This is a genomic window from Georgenia sp. G2120 (assembly GCF_055326485.1).
In genome coordinates this window covers 92,557-116,458 of record NZ_JBUZNL010000002.1, presented here as the reverse complement: position 1 = coordinate 116,458, position 23,902 = coordinate 92,557, and the positions used below count along the sequence as shown (strand labels likewise).

At 74.4% G+C, this 23,902-nt stretch carries 20 protein-coding genes and 1 tRNA gene; 14 read left to right on the top strand and 7 right to left on the bottom strand.

Annotation, left to right across the window (positions count from 1 at the left end):
• Window positions 1-10 precede the first annotated feature (10 nt).
• From hisN to ACZLMO_RS02710, 4 genes are read right to left on the bottom strand one after another with little or no spacing between them, the layout of a single operon-like run.
• Window positions 11-817 (bottom strand): histidinol-phosphatase, encoded by an 807-nt coding sequence (gene hisN / locus ACZLMO_RS02725; RefSeq protein ID WP_425714555.1) that lies wholly within the window; start codon window positions 815-817, stop codon window positions 11-13.
• Window positions 814-1,986 carry a ribosome small subunit-dependent GTPase A gene (gene rsgA / locus ACZLMO_RS02720; RefSeq protein WP_425714554.1) on the bottom strand — a complete coding sequence of 391 codons (1,173 nt, stop codon included), beginning with the start codon at window positions 1,984-1,986 and terminating at the stop codon, window positions 814-816. Before rsgA ends, hisN begins: the two co-directional genes overlap by 4 nt.
• 13 nt (window positions 1,987-1,999) lie before the next feature.
• Window positions 2,000-3,337, bottom strand: coding sequence for a 3-phosphoshikimate 1-carboxyvinyltransferase (gene aroA / locus ACZLMO_RS02715; RefSeq protein WP_425714553.1), 1,338 nt, complete (start codon window positions 3,335-3,337; stop codon window positions 2,000-2,002).
• Window positions 3,338-3,363: 26 nt separating this feature from the next.
• On the bottom strand, window positions 3,364-3,858 hold the full coding sequence (locus ACZLMO_RS02710; RefSeq protein ID WP_425714552.1) for a DoxX family protein: 495 nt from the start codon (window positions 3,856-3,858) through the stop codon (window positions 3,364-3,366).
• Between the two features lie 135 nt (window positions 3,859-3,993).
• On the opposite strand from ACZLMO_RS02710, the gene ACZLMO_RS02705 reads away from it, so the two are divergent.
• The 4 genes from ACZLMO_RS02705 (at window position 3,994) to ACZLMO_RS02690 (ending at window position 6,304) form a co-directional block, all read left to right on the top strand.
• On the top strand, window positions 3,994-4,653 hold the full coding sequence (locus ACZLMO_RS02705; RefSeq protein ID WP_463652775.1) for a sigma-70 family RNA polymerase sigma factor: 660 nt from the start codon (window positions 3,994-3,996) through the stop codon (window positions 4,651-4,653).
• Window positions 4,650-4,970, top strand: a complete 321-nt coding sequence (gene rsrA, locus ACZLMO_RS02700; RefSeq protein ID WP_425714550.1) for a mycothiol system anti-sigma-R factor — start codon at window positions 4,650-4,652, stop codon at window positions 4,968-4,970. The genes ACZLMO_RS02705 and rsrA overlap by 4 nt, the downstream gene beginning before the upstream one ends.
• 150 nt (window positions 4,971-5,120) lie before the next feature.
• Window positions 5,121-5,195 carry a 50S ribosomal protein bL37 gene (locus ACZLMO_RS02695; protein ID WP_425714665.1) on the top strand — a complete coding sequence of 25 codons (75 nt, stop codon included), beginning with the start codon at window positions 5,121-5,123 and terminating at the stop codon, window positions 5,193-5,195.
• Window positions 5,196-5,332: 137 nt separating this feature from the next.
• Window positions 5,333-6,304: a zinc-binding dehydrogenase gene (locus ACZLMO_RS02690; protein ID WP_425714549.1), complete on the top strand. Its 972-nt coding sequence runs from the start codon at window positions 5,333-5,335 to the stop codon at window positions 6,302-6,304.
• Window positions 6,305-6,426: 122 nt separating this feature from the next.
• Here the strand turns inward: ACZLMO_RS02690 and ACZLMO_RS02685 are convergent, their stop codons facing one another.
• Window positions 6,427-7,023 (bottom strand): GDSL-type esterase/lipase family protein, encoded by a 597-nt coding sequence (locus ACZLMO_RS02685; protein WP_425714548.1) that lies wholly within the window; start codon window positions 7,021-7,023, stop codon window positions 6,427-6,429.
• A 117-nt stretch (window positions 7,024-7,140) separates the two neighbouring features.
• Window positions 7,141-11,016: a multifunctional oxoglutarate decarboxylase/oxoglutarate dehydrogenase thiamine pyrophosphate-binding subunit/dihydrolipoyllysine-residue succinyltransferase subunit gene (locus ACZLMO_RS02680; RefSeq protein ID WP_425714547.1), complete on the bottom strand. Its 3,876-nt coding sequence runs from the start codon at window positions 11,014-11,016 to the stop codon at window positions 7,141-7,143.
• A 416-nt stretch (window positions 11,017-11,432) separates the two neighbouring features.
• Between ACZLMO_RS02680 and ACZLMO_RS02675 the strand changes: the two genes are divergently transcribed.
• On the top strand, window positions 11,433-12,776 hold the full coding sequence (locus ACZLMO_RS02675) for a M23 family metallopeptidase (protein WP_425714546.1): 1,344 nt from the start codon (window positions 11,433-11,435) through the stop codon (window positions 12,774-12,776).
• A 2-nt stretch (window positions 12,777-12,778) separates the two neighbouring features.
• Window positions 12,779-13,555 (top strand): glycerophosphodiester phosphodiesterase family protein, encoded by a 777-nt coding sequence (locus ACZLMO_RS02670; protein ID WP_425714545.1) that lies wholly within the window; start codon window positions 12,779-12,781, stop codon window positions 13,553-13,555.
• A 107-nt stretch (window positions 13,556-13,662) separates the two neighbouring features.
• Here ACZLMO_RS02670 and ACZLMO_RS02665 read toward each other — a convergent pair.
• A tRNA-Arg gene (locus ACZLMO_RS02665) sits at window positions 13,663-13,735 on the bottom strand.
• Window positions 13,736-13,885: 150 nt separating this feature from the next.
• Between ACZLMO_RS02665 and ACZLMO_RS02660 the strand changes: the two genes are divergently transcribed.
• From ACZLMO_RS02660 to rpmE, 8 genes are all read left to right on the top strand, one after another.
• Window positions 13,886-14,446, top strand: a complete 561-nt coding sequence (locus tag ACZLMO_RS02660) for a hypothetical protein (RefSeq protein ID WP_425714544.1) — start codon at window positions 13,886-13,888, stop codon at window positions 14,444-14,446.
• 66 nt (window positions 14,447-14,512) lie between these two features.
• A complete protein-coding gene (gene argS / locus ACZLMO_RS02655; protein ID WP_425714543.1) occupies window positions 14,513-16,192 on the top strand; it encodes an arginine--tRNA ligase in 1,680 nt (559 codons plus the stop codon).
• A gap of 26 nt (window positions 16,193-16,218) precedes the next feature.
• Window positions 16,219-17,616 (top strand): diaminopimelate decarboxylase, encoded by a 1,398-nt coding sequence (lysA, locus tag ACZLMO_RS02650; protein ID WP_425714664.1) that lies wholly within the window; start codon window positions 16,219-16,221, stop codon window positions 17,614-17,616.
• 117 nt (window positions 17,617-17,733) lie between these two features.
• Entirely contained in the window at window positions 17,734-19,128 is a 1,395-nt protein-coding gene (locus ACZLMO_RS02645; protein WP_463652774.1) for a homoserine dehydrogenase, read from the top strand.
• A 1-nt stretch (window position 19,129) separates the two neighbouring features.
• The gene (gene thrC, locus ACZLMO_RS02640; protein ID WP_425714541.1) at window positions 19,130-20,233 is read left to right on the top strand and encodes a threonine synthase; all 1,104 of its coding nucleotides are present in this window, start codon (window positions 19,130-19,132) and stop codon (window positions 20,231-20,233) included.
• Entirely contained in the window at window positions 20,230-21,153 is a 924-nt protein-coding gene (gene thrB / locus ACZLMO_RS02635) for a homoserine kinase (protein WP_425714540.1), read from the top strand. The genes thrC and thrB overlap by 4 nt, the downstream gene beginning before the upstream one ends.
• A gap of 285 nt (window positions 21,154-21,438) precedes the next feature.
• Window positions 21,439-23,520 (top strand): transcription termination factor Rho, encoded by a 2,082-nt coding sequence (gene rho, locus ACZLMO_RS02630; RefSeq protein WP_425714539.1) that lies wholly within the window; start codon window positions 21,439-21,441, stop codon window positions 23,518-23,520.
• A gap of 136 nt (window positions 23,521-23,656) precedes the next feature.
• Entirely contained in the window at window positions 23,657-23,875 is a 219-nt protein-coding gene (gene rpmE / locus ACZLMO_RS02625) for a 50S ribosomal protein L31 (RefSeq protein ID WP_425714538.1), read from the top strand.
• Window positions 23,876-23,902 lie beyond the last annotated feature (27 nt).

The window sequence follows — 23,902 nt, the reverse complement described above, 5'->3', positions numbered from 1 at the left end:
GGGCCGGTTCTCAGTCCTCCTGGCCCGAGAGGATCTCGAGCACGAGGTCGTGGAGGTGCCCGTTGGTCGCGACCGCGTCGGACCCCCACGGGCCGTCCTCGCCGTCGAGCGAGGTGAACCGGCCGCCGGCCTCGGTGATGATCGGGACGAGCGCGACCATGTCGTGCAGCGCGAGCTCCGGCTCGGTCGCGATGTCCACCGCGCCCTCGGCGAGCAGCATGTAGCTCCAGAAGTCGCCGTAGGCGCGGGTGCGCCAGCACTCCTGCGCGAGCGAGAGGAAGGCCCGCAGCCGGCCGCGCTGCGCCCAGCCGCCCAGGGACGAGTAGGACAGGGAGGCGTCGGCGACCTCGGGCACGGCGGAGACGTGGATCTGCCTCGCCGAGGACAGGGAGCGGCCGGTCCAGGCGCCGGTCCCGGACCCCGCCCACCAGCGGCGCTGGAGCGCCGGGGCGGAGACCACGCCGAGCACGACCTCGCCGTCCTCGACCAGCCCGATGAGCGTGGCCCACACGGGGACGGCGCGGACGAAGTTCTTCGTCCCGTCGATCGGGTCGATGACCCACTGCCGCTGGGAGTGGCCGGTGGCGCCCATCTCCTCGCCGATGATCGCGTCGCGCGGGCGGGTGCGGGCCAGCTGGGCACGCACGAGCTCCTCCGCGCCGCGGTCGGCATCGGTGACGGGGGTGAGGTCGGGCTTGGACGTGACCTCGAGGTCGACGGCGCCGAACCTCGCCGTCGTGTGGGCGTCCACCTGGTCGGCGATCACGTGGGCGAGGCGCAGGTCGTCGTCGATACGCCTGGTGGGGCCGGTGCTCATCGCTCGACCGTACCCGGCCCGCCGTGCAACGCCGCCGCCAACCGCCGGAAGGACTCCAGGCGCGCCGCGCGCGCGTCCGCCGCCACGCCGTCCGCCGGGTGCGCGCCCGCCGTGCCGCCGCCCGCCGCGTCCGTCCCGGGCTCACGGGCCCCGACCACCCATGCGTCGAGCGCGCAGTCGGGGGAGTCGGCCGCGTGCGTGCAGCCGCGCGGGCACTGCTCGGCGGCCTCCGCGAGGTCGGCGAACCCGGCGAGCAGGGAGCCCGCGGAGACGTGGGCGAGCCCGAACGAGCGCACCCCCGGTGTGTCGATGACCACGCCCCCGCCGGGGAGCTCGAGCGCCACGGCCGAGCTGGAGGTGTGCCGGCCCCGGCCCGTGACCTCGTTGACGTGACTCGTGGCGCGCTCGGCGTCCGGGACGAGCGCGTTGACGAGCGTCGACTTGCCGACCCCGGAGTGTCCGACGAGCACGGTCGAGCGCCCGGCGAGCAGCTCGCGGACCTCGGTCAGGCCGTCGTCCCGGGCGGGCGTACCCGTCGCCCCGGAGCCGTCCGTCGCCGCGGGCACGTCCGCCGGCCCGGCCGTGTCCTCGCCCGCCGTGTCCATGCCCCCGACGACGACGAACCGCGCGTCGAGCGCCGCGTACGCCGCCAGCAGCTCCTCGGGCCCGGTCAGGTCGGCCTTGGTGAGCACGAGGAGCGGGTCCATCCCGGCGTCGTAGGCGGCCACGAGGAACCGGTCGATCATCCGGGGCCGCGGCGGCGGGTCGGCGAGCGCGGTGACGATCGCCAGCTGGTCGGCGTTGGCCACCACGGGCCGCTCGACCCCGACCGTGTCCCCGTCCTCGGCGCTGCGCCGCAGCACGGTCCGCCGCTCGCGGACGGCCACCATCCGGGCGAGCGTGTCGACGTCGCCGGTCACGTCTCCCACGAGGGCGACCTCGTCCCCGACGACGATCGCCGTCCGCGTCCGGTTGAGCTCGCGCGCCTTGACGGCGGTGACCCGGGTGCCCTCGGCCGTCCGGACGCGGTAGCGGCCGCGGTCGACCGCGAGCACGGTCCCGTCGGTGGCATCCTCGTGGGCGGGCCGGGTCTTCGTGCGCGGGCGCGTCCCCCTCCCGGGGCGGACCCGGACCCGCTCGTCGTCGGTCCCGACGTCCCGGCGGCTCACGCGCGCGACCTGCTCATCCCAGCAGCGCGTTCCAGCGCGGGACGAAGTCGGGGATGGTCTTCGCCGTCGTCCCCACGTCGCGGATCCCGACCCCGTCGACCCGCAGCCCGAGGATCGCCGCGAAGGTCGCCATGCGGTGGTCGCCGTACGTCTCGACCGTGGCGCCGTGGAGGAAGGCGGGCTCGACGACGATGCCGTCCTCGGTCTCGTGCGCCGCGCCCCCGAGCCGGCGCAGCTCCGTGACGATCGCGGCCAGGCGGTCGGTCTCGTGGCCGCGCAGGTGCGCGATCCCGTGCAGGTGGGTCGGGGTCGTCGCGAGGGCGGCGACGGCCGCGATCGTCGGGGTGAGCTCCCCGACGTCGTGCAGGTCGACCTCGATGCCGCGCAGGTCGCCCGCGTCCGGACCGGTGACGGACAGGACGTCCTCGGCCGGCCAGTCCACCTCGGCGCCCATCATCGCGAGCAGGCCGGGCATCGCGTCGCCCGCCTGCGTCGTGCTCGTCGGCCAGCCCGGCACCCGCACGGTCCCGCCCGTCACGGCGGCCGCGGCGAGGAACGGGCCCGCGTTCGACAGGTCCGGCTCGATGGCGACCTCGCCGCCGCGGACCGGCCCGGGGGAGACGACCCAGCGCACCGGCACGCCGTCCTCCTCGTGCACCTCGACCTCGACCCCGCGCTCGCGCAGCGTGGCCACCGTCATCGCGACGTGGGGGAGCGAGGGCATGGGTGCGCCGACGTGCCGCAGGTCGATCCCGCGCGCGAAGGCGGGCGCCACGAGGAGGAGGGCGGAGACGAACTGCGACGACGACGAGGCGTCGACGTCGACGACCCCGCCCTCGACCCGGCCGCGCCCGTGGACGGTCAGCGGCAGGACCTCGGACCCGGGCCCGCCGGCCGCGTCGACCTCGATCCCGAGCCCGCGCAGGGCGGCCACGAGCGGTGCCATCGGGCGCACGCGCGCGTGCGGGTCGCCGTCGAGCCGGGTGTCCCCGGGGGCGAGCGCAGCGAGCGGCGGGACGAACCGCATGACCGTGCCGGCGAGTCCGCAGTCGATCGACGTGCCGCCGACGACGGGGCCCGGCGTGACGCGCCAGTCGGTGCCGACGTCCTCGACGGAGGCCCCGAGCGCGCGCAGCGCCTCGGCCATGAGCAGGGTGTCGCGCGAGCGCAGCGGGCGGCGCAGGAGGGTGGGACCGTCCGCGATCGCGGCGAGGAGCAGCGCGCGGTTCGTCTGGGACTTCGAGCCGGGGACGTCGGCGGTGGCGTCCAGGGGGCCGCTCGAGCGCGGGGCGGGCCAGATGTCGGAGGTGGTCACGTGCCCAGGGTAGGGCCCCGGCCGGCGGCGGGACATGGCCGTCGCCGCCGGCCGCACCGGGCTCAGTCGGTGTACTTCTCCTTGACCTCGGCCTTGGCCGCGCGGATCTCGGCGCGCTGCTCGAGGCTGTTCCCGAGCTTCCAGCGCAGCGACGGCTCGCCGCCTCGGTCGGCGGCGGCGGTGAACAGGCCGCCCACGAGGCCCGCGTAGGCGAGGAGGTCGGACGTCATCTCCTTGCGCTCCTCGCCCTCCGCGGTCCACACGGGGTTGCGCGCGACGGCGACGGGGGCCGAGACGAGGGCGAGCGTGAAGGCCGCGGTGCGCGGCTTGCGGCCCGTGGCCAGCGCGAGCGCGGACACGGTGGTGACGACGCCGAGGGCGCGCGTGAGCAGCTCGGGCGCGGCCGTGACCTGCTCGGGGACGCCCAGCTTCTCCAGTGTCGGCCGGATGCGCTCCACCTTCTCGGCGTGCTTCTGCGGCTTGGTGACGGCCCCGATGCCGTCGGCCAGGAAGGGCGCGGCGAGCAGGGGGCGGGCGATGATCGCGTGGAGGCTCATGTCACCATTCTTGCCACATCCGGGGCCGCGAGGCACGCGGACGGAATACATCGGCACCGCCACCTGGTTGTCCAGGGCATGAGCATGGCGACCCTCGAGCGGCCCGTGGCCCGCCGCGGTCTAGTCTGGGCCGGGATGACCACCGACGACGCGCCGCGCACCGGCGCCGTGACCACGCCCGACGACGTCGGGGAGGATCTCGACCGCGCGCCCGCGGGCGAGAGCGACGACGACCGGGCCGCCCGGTTCGAGGCCGAGGCGCTCCCGTACATCGACCAGCTCTACGGCGCGGCGATGCGGATGACCCGCAACCCGTCCGACGCCGAGGACCTCGTGCAGGAGTCGTTCACCAAGGCGTTCGCCGCCTTCCACCAGTACCGGCCGGGGACGAACCTCAAGGCCTGGCTGTACCGGATCCTCACGAACACCTACATCAACACGTACCGCAAGAAGCAGCGCGAGCCCATGCAGACCGACGCCGACGCGGTGGAGGACTGGCAGATGCACGCGGCCGCCTCGCACACGTCGACCGGGCTGCGCTCGGCGGAGACCGAGGCGCTGGAGTCCCTGCCGGACTCCGAGGTCAAGGACGCGCTCGCCGAGCTGCAGGAGGACTTCCGGCTCGCGGTGTACCTCGCCGACGTCGAGGGATTCGCCTACAAGGAGATCGCCGAGATCATGGGGACCCCGATCGGGACCGTCATGTCCCGCCTGCACCGCGGGCGCCGCCAGCTGCGCGAGCTCCTGGCCGACCACGCCCGCGAGCTCGGTATCCGGACGGAGGTGACCAAGTGACCACGCCCTACGACGACGACGCACTCGCGGACCGCATCGTGCGGGCCGTCGAGGCGGACGTGCCCGCGGGCCCGTGCTCCTGCGAGGAGCTGACCGACCAGGTGTACGAGTTCATCGACGCCGAGCTCGGCGACGCCCACCGGGAGCGCCTGCGGCGGCATGTCCAGACGTGCGAGACCTGTCGCGGCGAGGTCGACGCCGCCGCGCACGTGAAGACGATCCTGCGCCGCTCGTGCACCGAGCAGGCGCCGGAATCGCTGCGCGCGCGCATCGTCTCGCAGCTCTCGGTCGTCAGCGTGACGGTCGAGCGCCGCTGAACGAGCGGGCTGCCCGCGGTGCCGCGCACCGCGCTGTGCGCGCAACCCGCGTCACGCACGGCACCGTCGCGCCCGTCCGCGCCGTGTGGGAGGATGGCCCGTCCAGTCCTCCCGCGCAGCGGGAGACCTCCGAGTCCTCGAGGAGCACTCATGTCCAAGCGCGGACGCAAGCGGAAGGCCCGCAAGAACGGCGCTGCCAACCACGGCAAGCGGCCCAACGCCTGATCGCGACGACGGCCCCCGGCGATGCCGGGGGCCGTTCTCGTCCGTGGGGGAGCGGGGCGGCGGGCGGTGCAGCGGGCAGGGGGCCGCGGGTCACCGACGATCCGGGACGACACGGCGGTGCCGCCTAGGCTGACCGCATGCGTGCCGCCACCGTCGTCAGCCAGGATCCGGACGAGCCGCTCGCGGGTCTCGTCGTCGGGGACGTCCCCGCGCCCGACGTGCCGGAGGACTGGGTGCGCGTGAAGGTGCGCGCCGCCGCCCTCAACCACCACGACCTCTGGTCGCTGCGAGGCGTGGGGCTGCCCGCCGACCGGCTCCCGATGGTCCTCGGCTGCGACGCGGCCGGCGTGACCGACGACGGCCGCGAGGTGATCGTGCACTCCGTCGTCGGCGACCCGGCGTGGGAGGGCGACGAGACCCTCGACCCGGCGCGGACCCTGCTCTCGGAGCGGTACCCCGGGACCCTGGCCGAGCACGTGCACGTCCCCGCGCGCAACCTCGTCGACAAGGCGCCGGAGCTCTCGTTCGCCGAGGCCGCGTGCCTGCCGACCGCGTGGCTGACCGCCTACCGGATGCTGACGACGGTGGGTCGGGTCCGCGCGGGGGAGACCGTGCTCGTCCAGGGCGCGACCGGCGGGGTTGCGGGCGCCGCGATCTCGCTGGCCCGCCTCATGGGCGCTCGGGTCGTCGCCACCTCGCGGAGCGAGGCCGGTCGCGCGCTGGCCACGGAGCTCGGCGCGCACGAGGTGCTGCCGAGCGGCGGGCGGCTCACGGAGCGGGCCGACCTCGTCGTCGAGTCGGTGGGCCGGGCCACGTGGGGGCACTCGCTGCGGTCGCTGCGTCCTGGCGGGCGGGTGGTCGTGTGCGGCGCGACGTCGGGCGACGCGCCCCCGGCCGAGCTGAGCCGGGTGTTCTTCCGGTCGCTGGCCGTGCTCGGCTCGACGATGGGCACGCGGGACGAGCTCGAGGCGCTCCAGCGCGCGCTCGTGGCCACCGGCGTGCGGCCGCGCGCCGAGGTGATCGGTTCCCTCGACGCCGTGCCCGAGGGGCTCGTTCGCATGGAGCGGGGCGAGATCGCGGGCAAGCTCGTCGTCGAGCCCGCCCCCTGACCCGTCGAGAGTGCGGTTCGTTCCCGTCGAGACTGCGGTTGGGAGCCGCCCTCACGTGTCGAGAGTGCGGTTGGGAGTCGCCCCCTACTTGTCGAGAGTGCGGCTGAGCCGGCCGAGACCGGTCAGGCCGCGCGGTCCTCGGCGCCGAGCCAGCCGTGCCAGCCCTCGTGGAGGACGAGCCACGCGAGCAGCCCGTACCCGGCCTGGCCCGGCACCACGCCGTTGCCGCCGTACATGTCCGCGAGCCACTGCTCGTGGGAGCGCAGCGGCTCGAACGTCTCGACGTAGGGCACGTGGCGGCGGCGGCACACGTCCGCGAACGCGTCCGAGACCGTGCCGAGCGCGCGCTCGTCGACCCGGAGCCGGGGCGGGGGACCGACCACGAAGGTCCGCACGTCCGAGGCCGATGCGGCGTCGAGGACGTTTGCGAGGTTGAGCCGCGAGCGCGCGGTCGAGACGCCGGAGGTGACGTCGGAGGCGGAGAGGCCGATGACGAGCCGGTTGTCGTCGAGGGCGTCGAACCGGCTCGCGGTCTCGCTCTCCCAGCGTGCGGCGAGGTTCGTCGAGGTCTCTCCGGGCACGGGCAGCGCGGCGACGAACGGGTCGACCTCGTGGCGCGTCCGCGCAAGGACGCGGCCGACCCAGCCCAAGGCCCGCGCGTCCCCCTGTCCCGCCACCAGCTCGTCGCCGAGCACGCAGATCCGCACGCCGTCGCTCATACCCCTCCTTCACCGGGCCCCGTCGTGCACGGGGACGCTCCATCCTGCCCCACCGCTGACACGCCGCGGGCGGCCACCCCGTGAGGAGCGGCCGCCCGCGGCGTCGTCGCTCGACCGTCAGCGCGCGAACGCGTCGGCCACGAGCTGCGCGTTCTCGGCCGCGTGGGTCTTCGCGGAGCCGGCCGACGGGGAGGCCGCCGCCGGGCGCGAGACGAGCTTCATCGGACGGCCGAACACGTGCAGGTTCGCCGCGAGGAAGGGCCACGCGCCCTGGTTGGCGGGCTCGTCCTGGACCCACACGAGCTCGGCGTCACCGAACGGCTCGATCGCCCGGAGGACGTCCTCGGTCGGGACCGGGTAGAGCTGTTCGAGACGCACGATCGCGGTGCGGGTGTCGCCGGCCTTCTTCCGGGCCGCCGCCAGGTCGTAGAACACGCGCCCCGAGCACAGCAGCACGCGGTCGACCTGTCCGCCGCCCGCGACCACCTGCTCGTCGACCTCGCCGATGACGCGCTGCAGCGCGCCCTCGGTGAAGTCCTCGACCGACGACGCGGCCGCCTTGAGGCGCAGCAGCTGCTTGGGGGAGAAGACCACCATGGGGCGGCGGGGCTGCGCGTACGCCTGCTGTCGCAGGAAGTGGAAGTAGTTGCCCGGCGTCGAGGGCTGGACGAGCAGCATGTTGTCCTGCGCCGCCAGGGTGAGGAAGCGCTCGATGCGTGCCGAGGAGTGGTCCGGCCCCTGCCCCTCGTAGCCGTGGGGGAGGAGCAGGACCAGCGAGGAGGACTGCCCCCACTTCTGCTCGGCCGAGGAGATGAACTCGTCGATGATGATCTGCGCGCCGTTGGCGAAGTCGCCGAACTGCGCCTCCCACAGCACGAGGGCGTCGGGCCGCTCGATCGAGTAGCCGTACTCGAAGCCCATCGCCGCGTACTCGCTGAGCGAGGAGTCGTAGATCCACAGCTTTGCCTGGTCGGGGGTGAGGAAGCGCAGCGGCGTCCACTCCTTGCCGTCGACGTTGTCGTGGAAGACCGCGTGCCGCTGGACGAACGTGCCGCGCCGCGAGTCCTGGCCCGCGAGGCGCACCGGGGTGCCCTCCATGAGCAGCGAGCCGAAGGCGATGAGCTCGCCCATGCCCCAGTCGATGCCGCCCTCCTTGGCCATCTTCACGCGCCGCTCGGTGAGCTGCTTGAGCTTGGGGTGCAGGGTGAAGCCCTCGGGCACCCGGGCGTGGGCCTCGCCCACGCGCTCGACGACCGCGGGGCTCACCGCCGTCGACCAGCCGACCATGAGGCCGGCGTCCTCCTGCTGGGCCGACGGCTTCTCGAGGCCGGCGACCGAGTCGCCGCCGTCGCGCCCGTTGCGGTCCTTCGACGCCGCGAAGCCCTCGTCGAGGGTGCGCTGGAACTCCGCCATCGCCTCGGCGCTCTGCTCCTCGGTGATGTCGCCGCGCCCGATGAGGGACTCCTGGTAGAGCGTGCGCACCGACTTCTTCTCGTCGATGAGGCGGTACATCACCGGCTGCGTCATCGAGGGGTCGTCGCCCTCGTTGTGGCCGCGCCTGCGGTAGCAGACGAGGTCGATGACGACGTCCTTGTGGAACTCCTCGCGGAACTCGAACGCGAGCTCGGCCACCCGGGCGACCGCCTCGGGGTCGTCGCCGTTGACGTGGAGGACGGGGATCTGCAGGCCCTTGACGATGTCGGACGCGTAGTAGGACGAGCGCGACGACGACGGCGAGGTCGTGAAGCCGATCTGGTTGTTGACGATGACGTGGACCGTTCCGCCCACGCGGTACCCGGGCAGCTGGGAGAGGTTGAGCGTCTCGGTGACCACGCCCTGCCCGGCGAACGACGCGTCGCCGTGGATGAGCACCGGCAGCACCGAGAACCCCTTGTCGCCGAGGTCGATGCGGTCCTGCTTCGCGCGGACCACGCCCTCGAGGACGCCGTCGACCGCCTCGAGGTGGGACGGGTTCGCGGCGAGGTAGACGCTCGTGACCCCGCCGTCGGGCGACTCGTGCTTGCCCTCCGTGCCGAGGTGGTACTTGACGTCCCCCGACCCGGCGAGGTCGAAGTTGCCCTCGAACTCGCCGAAGATCTGGGAGTAGGACTTGCCGGCGACGTTCGCGAGCACGTTGAGCCGGCCGCGGTGGGGCATGCCGATCGCGACGCTGTCGAGCCCCTCGGCGGCGGCGCCGTTGAGGATCGTGTCGAGCAGCGGGATGAGCGACTCGCCGCCCTCGAGGGAGAACCGCTTCTGGCCGACGAACTTCGTCTGCAGGAACGTCTCGAAAGCCTCGGCCTTGTTGAGCATCGAGAGGATCCTCAGCTGCTGCTCCGAGGACGGCTTCGCGTAGGGCCGTTCGAGTCGCTCCTGGAACCACGTGCGCTGTGCGCGGTCGGCGAGGTGCATGTACTCGATCCCGACCGTGCGGCAGTACGCGTCCCGCAGGTTGTTGAGGATCTCGCGCAGCGTGGCGCGGTTGCTCCCCCCGAACCCGCCGGTGGGGTATTTGCGCTCGAGGTCCCACAGGCTCAGCCCGTAGTTCGTGATGTCGAGGTCCGCGTGCATGCGCTGGCGGTAGGAGATCGGGTCGGTGTTCGCCATGAGGTGGCCGCGGGACCGGTAGGCGTGGATGAGCTCGGCGATGCGGGCGGGCTTGCCCAGCTCGGTCTCGGCGTCGAACTCCGTGTCCTTCTTCCAGCGCACGGGCTCGTAGGGCACCTGCATGGCGACGAACACGCGGTCGTAGAAGCCGTCCTCGCCGAGCAGCTTCGTGGCGATCGCCCGGAGGAACTCGCCCGACGCCGCGCCCTGGATGATGCGGTGGTCGTAGGTCGAGGTGAGGGTGAGGATCTTCGAGACGCCGAGCCGGGCGATCGTCTGCTCGGAGGCGCCCTGGTACTCGGCGGGGTAGTCCATCGCGCCGACGCCGACGATGACGCCCTGCCCGTTCATCAGGCGGGGGATCGAGTGGACGGTGCCGATGCCGCCGGGGTTGGTCAGCGTGGCGGTCGTGCCCTGGAAGTCCTCGACCGTCAGCTCGTTCGTGCGCGCCTTGGCCACGAGCGCCTCGTAGCCGGCGACGAACTCGGCGAAGTCGAGGGTGTCGGCCTTCTTCACGCTCGGCACCACGAGGGTCCGGGTGCCGTCCGGGCGGGGCAGGTCGACGGCGAGCCCGAAGTTGATGTGGGCGGGCCGGACGAGGGCGGGCTTCCCGTCCTCGGTGCTCCCGTAGGAGTTGTTCATGTCCGGCACCTCGGCGAGCGCCTCGACCATCGCGTAGCCGATGAGGTGCGTGAAGGACACCTTGCCGCCGCGCGAGCGCGTGAGGTGGGAGTTGATGACGAGGCGGTTGTCGACCAGGACCTTCGCGGGGACGGCGCGCACCGAGGTGGCGACGGGGATCTCCAGCGAGGTCTCCATGTTCTTCGCGGTGCGTTGGCTCGCCCCGCGGAGCTTGACGACCTCGTCCTCACGGCCCTCGCTGTTGTACCGGGCGATCGGCTTGGACGAGTCGCGGTAGGTGGCCGTCGCGGCCTGCGCCTCGACCGGCGGGGCCGGCGGGAGGTCGCCGCGGACGACCTGGACGGCGGAGTCGGTCGGGCGGCCCTGGGGGTCGGCCGGCCGGGTCTGCGGCTCGGGTGCGGACGAGACGTGCTCCGTCGGGGCGTCCTGCGGCGCCGGAGCCTGCTCGGCCCGACCCTCCGGGGCCGGGGCCTGGGCCTGGGCCGGGGCCTGCGCCGGAGCCGCCGGCGTCGACCGGACGGGGCTGCCGGCGGCGGGAGCCGCGGGCGCGGCAGCAGGCGCGGCGGGCACCTGAGCCCGGGCGGCAGGGGCCGGCTGCGCCTGCGCGGGCTCGCCCGCCGCGCGCTCGGCGAAGAACGTCTGCCACGACTCGTCGACCGACGTGGGGTCCTGCCGGTACCGCTCGTACAGCTCCTCGATGAGCCATGCGTTCGGGCCGAAGTTGTCGTGATCCTGGGTGGACACCGTGGGAAACCGCCTTGTTCCGAGTCGTGGGGGAGCGCGTTCTGCCGCCGTTCAAGGTTAGGGCGAAGCAGTGCCGAAACCCCAGCCACGCGCGGTTTCGGGCCGGAGTTCGGGTGTTCGCGGGCGCCGCGGGGGCCCACGTCCCAAGCAGCGGCAAAGACCCACCCTGGGGCGTGCCGTGCGATGGTCCCGATCGTCCTGCTGCCGGACTGTGGACGGGCGGTCCGGGCGGTGCGCGACCCTCGGTACCCTGGTGCGCGTCGGGCGGGTGTGCTTGGTCACCGAGCCGCCGGATCCCTGGACCGGACCGACCCCGGCAGTTATCGTTTCGTGATCAACCGCTTCCGCGTGCGGGCCTGCCCGCGCCGCCGGGGCGGACCCGCGCCCGTCGCCCCCGCTGGAAGGTCCCTGTCGTCATGCCTGACTCCGCCACCTCGAGCCCCCGGCTCAGGCGACGGGACCTCCGGTCGGTCGGCACCATGACCGGCCCGACGACGACGAACCCCCAGGTCGGACCGGACACCGACGCCGCGGACCTCGGTACGCCGGCCACCGCCCCCGCTCGTGAGACCGCGGCGGAGCCGTCCGGCTCGTCGGTGCCCGCCACCCGCGTCCGTCGCCGTGACCTGCGCGCGACCTCGACGTCCGTGACGGCCCCCATGCCGACCACCGACCAGGCAGCCGGCCGGGCTCCGGAGCCGGGAGCGGACGCCGGACGCCCCGTCGTCGGCCCGGGTCGCTACCCGACGCGTCGGGAGCTGCGCGCCCGGGCGGCCGCCGCACCGGCCACCACCACCCGGTCCGCCACCACCACCCGCTCGGCCACCACCACCCGCTCGGCCGCCACCACTCCCTTGGCCGCCACCACTCCCTTGGCCGCCACCACCCCCTCGACGGCTACCACCCGCCGCGAGCGCCGTGCCGCCGCGCGTCGGCCCGCGAGCCGGCAGGGGATCGCCGGCCTCGTGCGTGCGGGTGCCCGCCACCGCCGCCCGCTCGTCCGGACCTCGGTGGTCGCGGCGGCGGCCGTCGGCGTCGTCGCCGTGGGTCTCCCGATCGTCCAGCAGTCCGCAGCGCCCGCCGAGGCCCAGCTCCAGTCCGGCCAGCCGGTCACCGCGCTGACCGCGCCGACCTACTCGGTGCTCACCGACGGCGCGGGGCAGGACACCACCGTCGCGTCGGAGCTGCGCGAGTCCGACGGCGCCGGCGCGCGGGCGACCTACGCGGCCGCCAGCCGCTCGGAGGCCCGCGACGACCTGCGCTGCTCGCCCGAGCTCGCGGCGTCCGGCGCCCGCGCCGCGCTCTCGGAGGGCTCCGGCACCGTCATGCCGATGACGGCCGACACCTACCGCCTCTCGTCCCCGTACGGCTGGCGGACCCACCCCATCTCGGGCGGCCGGAGCTTCCACCCCGGGGACGACTTCGCGGCTCCCTTCGGCACCCCGATCTACGCGGTCGCCGACGGCGTCGTCACCCACGCCGGCCCCGGCATCGAGGGCCGCTCCGGGACGCTCGTCATCATCGAGCACGAGGTCGACGGCCAGGTCTTCGAGACGTGGTCGACCCACATGTCGCCCTCCGGCGTCCACGTGACGGTGGGCGACGAGGTCTCGGCCGGCCAGCACTTCGCCGACGTCGGCTCGTGGGGCAACTCCACCGGGCCGCACCTGCACCTCGAGGTGCAAGTCGACGGCGAGACGGTCGCTCCGATCGAGTTCCTCGAGTCCCTCGGCGCGGTCGACCCGTCCCAGGCCTGCTGACCGTGGCCGGGCACCTGTTCGACGGCGTCGGACCGGTCGCGATCGCCCACCGGGGCGGGCGCCTGGAGGTCCCGGAGAACACGGCGGCCGCGGTCGCCCACGCCGCCGCCCTCGGAGTGGTGCTCGAGACCGACGCCCGGCTGACCGCCGACGGCGAGGTCGTCCTCTTCCACGACGACGACCTCGCGCGCACGACGTCCGCGACCGGACCGATCGAGGACCTCGACCTCGCCCGCGTCCAGGAGCTGAGCGTCGAGGGCGGGGGAGCGCCCGCGCGGCTCGCCGACGTCCTCGCCGCGCACCCCGACCTCCGGCTCAACATCGACGCCAAGACCGACGAGGTCGCCGCGCCGCTCGTCGAGGTCGTCGCCGCAGCCGGCGCCGCCGACCGCGTGTGCCTCGCGGCCTTCTCCGACGCGCGGCTCGCCCGCATGCGTGAGCTCCTGCCGGTCCCGGCGTCGCTCGGGCCAGGAGACGTGGCGCGTCTCGTCGTCGGGTCCGTCCTCCCGGTCGTCGGCCCGATGCTCGCGCGGCGCGTGCCCGGCCCGGACGCCGGCGTCGTGGCCGTCCAGGTTCCCGAGCGCTACCGGGGCGTCGTCCCCGTCGTCACCCGTAGGTTCGTCGCCGCCGCGCACCGGCGCGGGCTCCAGGTGCATGTGTGGACGGTCAACGAGAAGGTGGACATGGAGCGGCTGCTCGACCTCGGCGTGGACGGGATCATCACCGACCGCCCGACCCTGCTCGTCGAGGTGCTCTCCGCGCGCGGCCCCTGGCACTGACCGGTCCGGCACGCCCGAACGGGGGGGGGCGCGTGCTCACTCGTCGGGAGGACGTCCGCTCGCTCGCCGAGAAGAATCCCCGCACTCATCGCGGGTGGGCGCGAAAGTACCCCCGACTGGATTCGAACCAGCGACCTTCTGCTCCGGAGGCAGACGCTCTATCCACTGAGCTACGGGGGCATACGCCCGCAGGCGCCCGGACATCCTATCCCGCCCACGGCGTGCCACGGTCGCAGGTGAGAGTGCTCCCGACCACGTACCCTGTCCACCGGCGGCCGCACGGGCCGCGGCGGCCACGGCCGCACGAGGTCGAGCACGAGGGGCGCACGGATGGCGGCACGGACGGGGGGTCGGTCCGACACCCGACTCATCGTCACGATGATCGTCTCGACCCTCGTCCTGCTCGCGGTCATCATCGGCGGCACGCTCGTCCTCGACGGCGCACGCGGGCCGTCGATCGACGACCGTAACCTCGGCCCGCGCATCCCCACCAGCGTCGTCTACACCGACGACGGCGCGGCCACGACCTACTCCCTCACCGGCGACTGGGAGACGTGGGACGGGGCCACCACCGCAGGAGCGGTCGAGGGCTGGCAGGGGACCTACTCGTCGGGCTCCGACTCCGTCGCCTACGGGGCCGCCCGGTTCACCTCGCAGGAGGACGTCGACGCGTTCACCGAGCAGCTCACCAGCGAGCTCGAGGCCGCCGGAGCGACGGTGCGCAGCGAGGGCGAGACGAACACGGACGGCACCGGGACGCTGCGGATCCTCGACACGGCCGACCCGAACGCGCCGGTGCAGTACCTGTGGGACAACGGGCGCGGCCTCGTCTTCACGCTCGCCGGCGAGGACTGGCCCGTCTACGAGATGTACGTCGCCCACGAGCTGTAGCAGGGCTCGCACCCGGGAGGGCCGGCCCGGCGCGGAACGGCGCCCGCGCGGAACTACCCTGGGGGCGTGACCCCAGAAGCACTCGCCGACCTCATCGCCGCCCAGCTGGCGGCCCTCGCCGCCGACGGCACGATCGCGCTGCCCGCGGACGCCGTCCCCGCCACCGTCAAGGTCGAGCGACCCCGCCAGCGCGAGCACGGCGACTGGGCGACCAACGTGGCGATGCAGCTGGCGAAGAAGGCGGGCACGAACCCGCGCGAGCTCGCCACCCTGCTGGCCGAGCGCCTGGCCGGCCAGGACGGTGTCGCCGCCGCCGAGGTGGCCGGTCCCGGCTTCCTCAACATCCGGCTCGAGGCCGGCGCCGCCGGCGAGCTCGCCCGGACGATCGTCGAGTCCGGCGCAGCCTACGGGCGGTCGGAGAAGAACGCGGGCCGCCGCATCAACCTCGAGTTCGTCTCGGCCAACCCGACCGGTCCCATCCACATCGGCGGCGTGCGCTGGGCCGCCGTGGGGGACTCGCTCGCCCGCGTCCTGCAGGCCACCGGCGCCGAGGTCACCCGCGAGTACTACTTCAACGACCACGGCGCGCAGATCGACCGCTTCGCCCGCTCGCTGCTCGCCCGCGCCCGCGGCGAGGAGGCACCGGAGGACGGGTACGGCGGCCAGTACATCTCCGACATCGCGGACGCGGTGACGGCCGACGCCGTGGCGGCCGGTGAGCCCGAGCCCGCGACCCTGCCCGACGCCGAGGCGCAGGAGGCCTTCCGGTCCCGAGGCGTCGAGCGCATGTTCGGCGAGATCCGCTCGGCGCTGCACGACTTCGGGGTCGACTTCGACGTCTACTTCCACGAGGACTCCCTCCACGAGTCCGGTGCCGTCGACCGGGCGATCCAGCGGCTGCGCGACGCCGGCCACATGTTCGAGGCCGACGGCGCCACCTGGCTGCGCACCACCTCCTTCGGCGACGACAAGGACCGCGTGGTCGTCAAGTCCGACGGCGAGACCGCCTACATCGCCGGCGACATCGCGTACTACCTCGACAAGCGTGAGCGCGGCTTCGACGAGGTCGTCATCATGCTCGGCGCCGACCACCACGGGTACGTCGGCCGCATGATGGCGGTCTGCGCGGCGTTCGGCGACGAGCCCGGGGTCAACCTCCAGCTGCTCATCGGCCAGATGGTCTACCTGCTGAAGAACGGCGAGCCCCTGCGGATGTCGAAGCGCGCCGGCACGGTCGTCACGCTCGAGGACCTCGTCGACGCCGTCGGCGTGGACGCCGCCCGCTACTCGCTCGCGCGCTCGTCGACCGACTCCTCGATCGACCTCGACCTCGACCTGCTCACCGAGCGGTCGAACGAGAACCCCGTCTACTACGTCCAGTACGCGCACGCCCGCACCCGCGCCGTCGCACGCAACGCGGAGGAGCACGGCGTGCGCCGGGACCTCGGCTTCGCGCCCGAGCTCCTCGACGACCCCGCCGACGCCGCGCTGCTCGGGGTGCTCGGCTCGTTCCCGCAGATCGTGGCCATGGCCGGCGACCTGCGCGAGCCGCACCGCGTGGCTCGCTACCTCGAGGACCTCGCCACCGCCTACCACCACTGGTACGGCCAGGTCCGCGTCACCCCCCGCGGCGAGGGCCCGGTCGAGGACGCGCACCACACGCGGCTGTGGCTCAACGACGCCACCACCCAGGTCATCGCCACCGGCCTCGGGCTGCTCGGCGTCAGTGCCCCGGAGCGCATGTGAGCGGGGAGGCGGCGGGGACGTCCCCGGTGGACCTGTCCGCGCTCGTCGCGCCCGAGCCCGACGGCTCGGTCGCCGGCCCGTGGTCGACCACGACCGAGCGCGACGACGCCGGCGCCCTGACCGTCGGGGGAGTGGCGATCACCGACCTCGCCGCCGAGCACGGCACCCCGGCGTACGTCCTCGACCTCGCCGACCTGCGCGGGCGGGCCGCCGCCTACGCCGACGCGTTCGACCGGCACTTCGCCACGGAGCGCGGCCTCGCGGGCGCCGACGTCTACTACGCGGGCAAGGCGCTGCTCACCGTCGGCGTGGCGCGGCTCGTGCACGCCGCCGGACTCAGGGTCGACACCTCGACCGGCGGGGAGCTCGCCACCGCGCTCGCCGCCGGCGTGCCCGGCGCGGACATCGGCCTGCACGGGAACAACAAGTCCGACGACGAGATCGCCGCGGCGATCGACGCCGGGGTCGGCCGGCTCGTCCTCGACTCGCTTGCCGAGATCGACCGGGTCGCCATGATCGCCGCCGAGCGCGGCACCTCGGTCCCCGTCATGGTCCGGGTGACCACGGGCGTGCACGCCGGCGGGCACGAGTTCATCGCCACGGCCCACGAGGACCAGAAGTTCGGCCTCTCGCTCGCCTCCGGGGCGGCCCGCGAGGCGGTCGACCGGATCCTCGCCCTCCCGGCGCTCGAGCTGATCGGCCTGCACAGCCACATCGGGAGCCAGATCCTCGACCTCGCCGGCTTCGAGGCCGCCGCCCGCGCGGTGCTCGAGCTGCGCGAGGACGTGCGCCGCGAGACCGGGCGCGTCCTGCCCGAGGTCGACCTCGGCGGCGGGTACGGCATCCGGTACACGGGTGCCGACGCGACCCCGCCCACGCCCGACGAGGTCGCCGCCACCCTCGCCCGCGTCGTCGCCGCCGAGTGCGCGCGCCTCGGCTCGCCCGTCCCGCGCGTCTCGGTCGAGCCCGGCCGCTCCGTGGTGGGCCCGGCCGGACTCACGCTCTACCGGGTCGGCATCGTCAAGGACGTCGCCCTCGACGGCGGCGCGTCCCGGCGGTACGTCGCCGTCGACGGCGGCATGTCGGACCACGTCCGCACCGCGCTCTACGAGGCCGAGTACACCGCGGCGCTCGCGGGCCGGCCCGGGGACGCCGCCCCGGTCGCGACCCGGGTGGTCGGCAAGCACTGCGAGTCCGGCGACATCGTCGTCCGCGACGTCGCGCTCCCCGGCGACGCCGGCCGGGGTGACCTCCTCGCCGTGCCGGCCACCGGCGCGTACGGGCGCTCGATGTCCAGCCAGTACAACCTCGTCCCGCGCCCGCCCGTGATCGGGGTCGAGGACGGTCGCTCCCGCGTGATGGTCCGGCGCGAGACGATCGACGACCTCCTCGCCCTCGACGCGGACCGCACGACCGGGGACTGACGGCCCGTCGCCGCTGCTCCGCTCCCGGACGGGCCACGGCCGCCGGGGCGCGCGCACCTATGCTGGCCCCCGGCCCCGCAGGCGCGGGGCGGACCAGTCGCCCGACCCGCCAAGGATGTGAGTGCCCCCGTGGCCACCCCGCCCACCGACGTCCGCGTCGCCCTGCTCGGTGCCGGCACCGTGGGCGCGCAGGTCGTGCGCCTCCTCGCCGAGCGCGCCGACGACCTCGCCGCCCGCGCCGGCGCCCCGCTCCGCCTCGTCGGCATCGCGGTGTCCGACGCCGACAAGGAGCGCGAGCCCTGGATCCCGCGCGACCTGCTGACGACCGACGCCGAGGGGCTCGTGCGCCGGGCGGACGTCGTCGTCGAGCTCATCGGGGGCATCGACCCGCCGCGCGCGCTGGTGCACGCCGCGCTCGAGGCCGGCGCCTCCGTGGTGACGGGGAACAAGGCGCTGCTCGCCGCCCACGGGCCCGAGCTGCACGACGCGGCGGCCGCCGCCGACGTCGACCTCTACTACGAGGCCGCCGTGGCCGGGGCGATCCCCATCGTCTACGCGCTGCGCGAGTCGCTCGCGGGCGACACCGTGACCGAGGTGCTCGGCATCGTCAACGGCACGACCAACTACGTGCTCGACGAGATGGTGACCAACGGCCTCGGCTTCGACGACGCCGTGGCCCAGGCGCAGGCCCTCGGCTTCGCGGAGGCCGACCCGACCGCCGACGTCGACGGGCACGACTCCGCGGCGAAGGCGGCCCTGCTGGCCTCGCTCGCGTTCCACACCCGCGTCCCGCTCGAGACCGTCCCGGTCGAGGGGATCCGGTCCATCACGGCGGAGGAGATGACCGCCGCGCAGGACCACGGCTGGGCGCTCAAGCTCCTCGCCGTCGCCCGGCGCACCGGGTCGCCCGAGGGCATCTCGGTGCGCGTGGGCCCCACGCTCGTCCCCGCCGACCACCCGCTCGCCTCGGTGCGCGGCGCGTTCAACGCGGTCGTCGTCGAGTCCGAGGCCGCGGGCCGGCTCATGTTCTACGGACAGGGCGCCGGCGGCGCGCCGACTGCCTCGGCCGTGCTCTCCGACCTCGTGGCCGCGGCCGGCCACGTGGTCGGGGGCGGCCGTGCCCCGCGGGAGTCCGCCTACGCCGACCTCGCCCCGCTGCCGCCCGAGCGGCAGAAGGTCACCGCCTGGTTCGACCTCGACATCGAGGACCGGCCGGGGATGCTCTCGATGGTCGCGGCGGTCCTCGCCCGGCACGGCATCTCGATCGAGGCGGTCCGCCAGGCCGCGCACGCCGAGCCGACCGCCTACGGTGACGAGCTCTACGACGTGTTCGACGATGCCTACGACGGCGCCTCGCCCGCCCGGGCCACCGCCGCCGACCGGGAGAGCACGACGCTCTCGATCACCACCCACCGCACGGACGAGGCCACCCTCGCCGCGTGCCTCGCCGAGCTGGCCGAGTCGGACGGTGTCCGAGCGGTCCTGCCCGTGCGCCGAGTCGAAGGAGTCTGACGTGGCCCAGCCGTGGCGCGGCATCATCACCGAGTATGCCGACCGGCTCCCGGTCGAGGGCGACACGCCCGTGAGCCTGGGCGAGGGCGGCACGCCGCTCGTCGAGGCACCCGCCCTGTCCGAGCGCACCGGTGCCCGGGTGTGGGTCAAGGTCGAGGGCGCGAACCCGACCGGGTCGTTCAAGGACCGCGGGATGACGACCGCGATGACGAAGGTCCTCGCCACGGACGCCGAGGTCGTCGTGTGCGCGTCCACCGGTAACACCTCCGCCTCGGCGGCGGCCTACGCGGTCCGCGCCGGCCTGACCTGCGCCGTGGTCCTGCCGGCCGGGAAGATCGCCGCCGGCAAGCTCGCCCAGGCGGCGGTCCACGGGGCCACGCTCCTCGCCGTCGACGGCTCGTTCGACGACTGCCTGCGCATCGTGCGGCAGATGGCGGAGGACTACCCCGTGGCACTCGTCAACTCGGTCAACCCCTTCCGCCTCCAGGGGCAGAAGACGGCCGCGTTCGAGATCGTCGACGCCCTCGGCGACGCGCCGGACATCCACGTCCTCCCCGTCGGCAACGCGGGCAACATCTCGGCCTACTGGATGGGCTACAACGAGTACGCCGGGCGGACCACCGCCGCCTCGATGGCGGGGACCACCGAGGGGCGTGCCCCGGTGTCCACCCGCGTCCCGCAGATGTGGGGCGTCCAGGCCGACGGGTCCGCCCCGTTCGTCAAGGGCGCGGTGGTCGAGCACCCCGAGACGGTCGCCACGGCGATCCGCATCGGCAACCCCGCCTCGTGGGACCTCGCCGTCGCCGCGCGGGACGACTCCGGCGGTCGCATCGACTCCGTCACGGACCACGAGATCCTCGAGGCGCAGGCGCTGCTGGCGGCCGAGGTCGGCGTGTTCTGCGAGCCGGCCTCCGCGGCCTCCGTCGCCGGCCTGCTCGCCGCCGCCCGCCGCGGCGAGGTCCCGGCCGGCGCCCGCATCGTCTGCACCGTGACCGGCAACGGCCTCAAGGACACCGAGACGGCGCTCGGCCACACCGGCCTCACCCTCACCGAGGTGCCGGGAACGGTGGAGGCGGCGGCCGAGGCGCTCGGTCTGCGCCCGTGAGCCGCGTCGTCGCCGACGCCGTCGCCGTCCGGGTCCCGGCGACCTCCGCCAACCTCGGCCCCGGGTTCGACTCGCTCGGGCTCGCGCTCGGACTCCACGACGACCTCGAGGTCCGCGCGACGACGGGAGCCGCCCGCGTGACGGTGACCGGGGAAGGGGCCGACTCCCTGCCCGAGGGGGAGGACCACCTCGTGGTCCGCGCGGTCCGGCTCGGCCTCGAGGCCGCCGGCGCCCCGCAGGTGGGCCTCGACCTGCGCGCCACCAACCGGATCCCGCACGGCCGGGGGCTCGGCTCCTCGGCCGCCGCCGTCGTCGCCGGCCTGCTCGCCGCGCGCGGGCTGCTCGACCCCGGCGCGGGCGAGGCGGGCGGCCCGCTCGACGACCCCTCGGTCCTCGCGCTGGCGACGGAGCTCGAGGGGCACCCGGACAACGCGGCGCCCGCCCTGCTCGGCGGCGCCACCGTGGCCTGGATCGACGACGACGAGGGCCCGACCGCGGTCCGCCTCGCCCTCGCCCCGGCGATCGACCCCACCGTGGTCGTCCCCGTGGACCGGCTCTCGACGACGACCGCGCGTGCCGCGCTGCCGGCGTCGGTCCCGCACGCGGACGCCGCGCGGACGGCCGGGCGCGCGGCGCTCCTCGTCCACGCCCTCGCCGGTGCGCCGGAGCGGCTGCTCGCCGCGACCGTCGACTGGCTCCACCAGGAGCACCGCCGGGCCTCGATGCCGGCGACCCTCGCGCTCGTCGACGAGCTGCGCGCCCAGGGACTGCCCGCCGTCGTCTCCGGTGCCGGCCCGTCGGTCCTCGTGCTCGCCCCGGTCGACCCGACGCCCGCGCGGCTGCTCGTGGCCCGCGGCTGGCGCGTCGTCGCCCCGGGCGTCGATCTCGTCGGCGCGCAGGTCCGCACGATCGACGCCTGACGCCTCACCGATGACGCCCGGGGCCGGTGGGGGAGATCTCCCCGCCGCCTCGGGCGCGCGGGGCGCGCCGACGGCGGCACGGCCTGTTATCATCAAGCCACCGGCACGTGCACGACAGGCGGTACGCCACGCGCGCCCCCGTGTCCCACGCAGCCGGTCAGCCTCCACGATTCCGACCGCATCCGAGCGTGTCGTGCAACAGGAGCGCAGACCTATCTCCCCGGCACCGAGCCGGGTGTGCAGCGCACCCGCTGTCAGCGGGTGCCGACCGAGGAAAGGCACCTCGTGACAGACACCATCGACGCCGCCCGACAGGGCGCGCTCACCACCCTCAAGCTCGCGGAGCTGCAGGCCATCGCGTCCCAGATGGGGCTCAAGGGCACCGCCCGCATGCGCAAGGGTGACCTCGTCGAGGCGATCCGGGCCGGTCGGTCCGGCTCGTCGACCTCGACCGACAAGCCGTCGGCCCCCGCCGACGCACGGGCCGCGGCGGCCGGCGCCCCCGAGGCACCCGCCGCCGACGACCCGAGCGCCGCCGAGACGGCTCCCGCCACCGCCGGCGGCGCCGTCGACGAGCGCCCCGAGCCCCGCCAGCGGCGCTCCCGCCGGGCCACCTCGGCCCCCGCGAGCCCGACCGCCCGCGCCGCCGACCCGGTCCCGGACCTCGGCATCGCGCTGCCCGACCGCTCCGCCCCCGCGGCGGCCGCCGAGGGCGGGTCCTCCGCCCGGGCCGCGTCGGACGGCCCCGACCAGGCCTCCGAGCGCCGGGAGAACGACCGCTCCGGCGGCTCGCAGCAGGGCCGGGACCGTAACGGTGGCCGCGGCGACGACCGCAACGGCGGCCGCGACGACCGCAACGGCTCGCAGCAGGGCCGCGACCGCAACGGCGGCAACGACCAGCAGCGCCGCGGCGACTCCGGCACGCCCGACTTCACGCTCGACGACCTCGGCGAGGCGGCCTCGCGGCGCCGGGAGAGCTCCGGCCAGCAGAATCAGCGCGGCAACGCGGGCAACGGCGGCAGCGGGAACGACTGGGACGACGACGGCGGGCCCGGCGGGCGTCGTCGTCGCAACCGGGACCGCAACCGCGACCGGCGTCGTCGTGGCCGTGGCAACCAGGACCAGGACATCGTCGTCGAGGAGACCGAGGTCTCCGCGGACGACGTGCTCCTGCCCGTGGCCGGCATCGTCGACATCCTCGACCAGTACGCGTTCGTGCGGACCTCCGGCTACCTCCCGGGCTCGAGCGACGTCTACGTCACCCTCAACCAGGTCAAGAAGTTCGGGCTGCGCCGCGGCGACGCCGTGACCGGCGCTGTGCGGCAGACCGGCGAGGACGGCAACGGCGGGCAGCACGGCGGCGGTGGCGGCCGCGGCGGGCGGAACCAGAAGCAGAAGTTCAACCCGCTCGTGCGCCTCGACACCGTCAACGGCATGACGGTGGAGAAGGCCCGGCAGCGCCCCGAGTTCGGCAAGCTGACCCCGCTCTACCCGCAGGACCAGCTGCGGCTGGAGACGACCCCGAAGGCGATCACGCCGCGGGTCATCGACCTCGTCTCGCCGATCGGCAAGGGCCAGCGCGGGCTCATCGTCTCGCCGCCCAAGGCCGGCAAGACGATCATCATGCAGCAGATCGCCAACGCGATCGCCGTCAACAACCCCGACGTGCACCTCATGGTCGTCCTCGTGGACGAGCGCCCGGAGGAGGTCACGGACATGCAGCGCCTCGTCAAGGGCGAGGTCATCGCCTCGACATTCGACCGGCCCGCCTCGGACCACACGGTGGTCGCCGAGCTCGCCATCGAGCGGGCCAAGCGGCTCGTCGAGCTCGGTCAGGACGTCGTCGTGCTCCTCGACTCGCTCACGCGGCTCTCGCGCGCCTACAACCTCGCCGCACCGGCGTCGGGTCGGATCCTCTCCGGCGGTGTCGACGCCGCGGCGCTCTACCCGCCCAAGAAGTTCTTCGGTGCCGCCCGCAACATCGAGCACGGCGGCTCGCTGACGATCCTCGCCTCCGCGCTGGTGGAGACCGGCTCGAAGATGGACGAGGTGATCTTCGAGGAGTTCAAGGGCACCGGCAACATGGAGCTGCGCCTGTCCCGCCAGCTGGCGGACAAGCGGATCTTCCCGGCGGTCGACGTCAACGCGTCGGGTACCCGCCGCGAGGAGCTGCTCATGGGCTCCGAGGAGCTGAAGATCATGTGGAAGCTGCGCCGCGTCATGGGCGCGCTCGACCTCCAGCAGGCCTCCGACCTGCTGCTGGGCAAGCTGCGCGAGACCACGTCGAACGCCGAGTTCCTCATGACCGTGCAGAAGAACACCCCCACCACGCCCTCGAACTCGGACCCCGACTACGCGATCCAGTAGTTCGGCGCGACCCACGTCACGGGCGGCCCCCCTTACCCGGGGGCGCCCGGACTGGCAGAATGTCCCGTCGGCCTCCGGTTCACGCCTCGCACCAGCGCGGCGACCCGGTACGTCGTGAGACCCCTTGGAGTAGTACATGAAGCAGGGAATCCACCCCGAGTACGTCGCCACCACGGTGACGTGCACGTGCGGGAACACCTTCGAGACGCGGTCGACCGCCACGTCCGGCTCGATCAACGTCGAGGTGTGCAGCGCGTGCCACCCGTTCTACACGGGCAAGCAGAAGATCCTCGACACCGGCGGCCGCGTGGCCCGCTTCGAGGCGCGCTACGGCAAGAAGAAGGCCACCAGCTAGCTCCCACGACGCGCCGGTGGTGGCGCC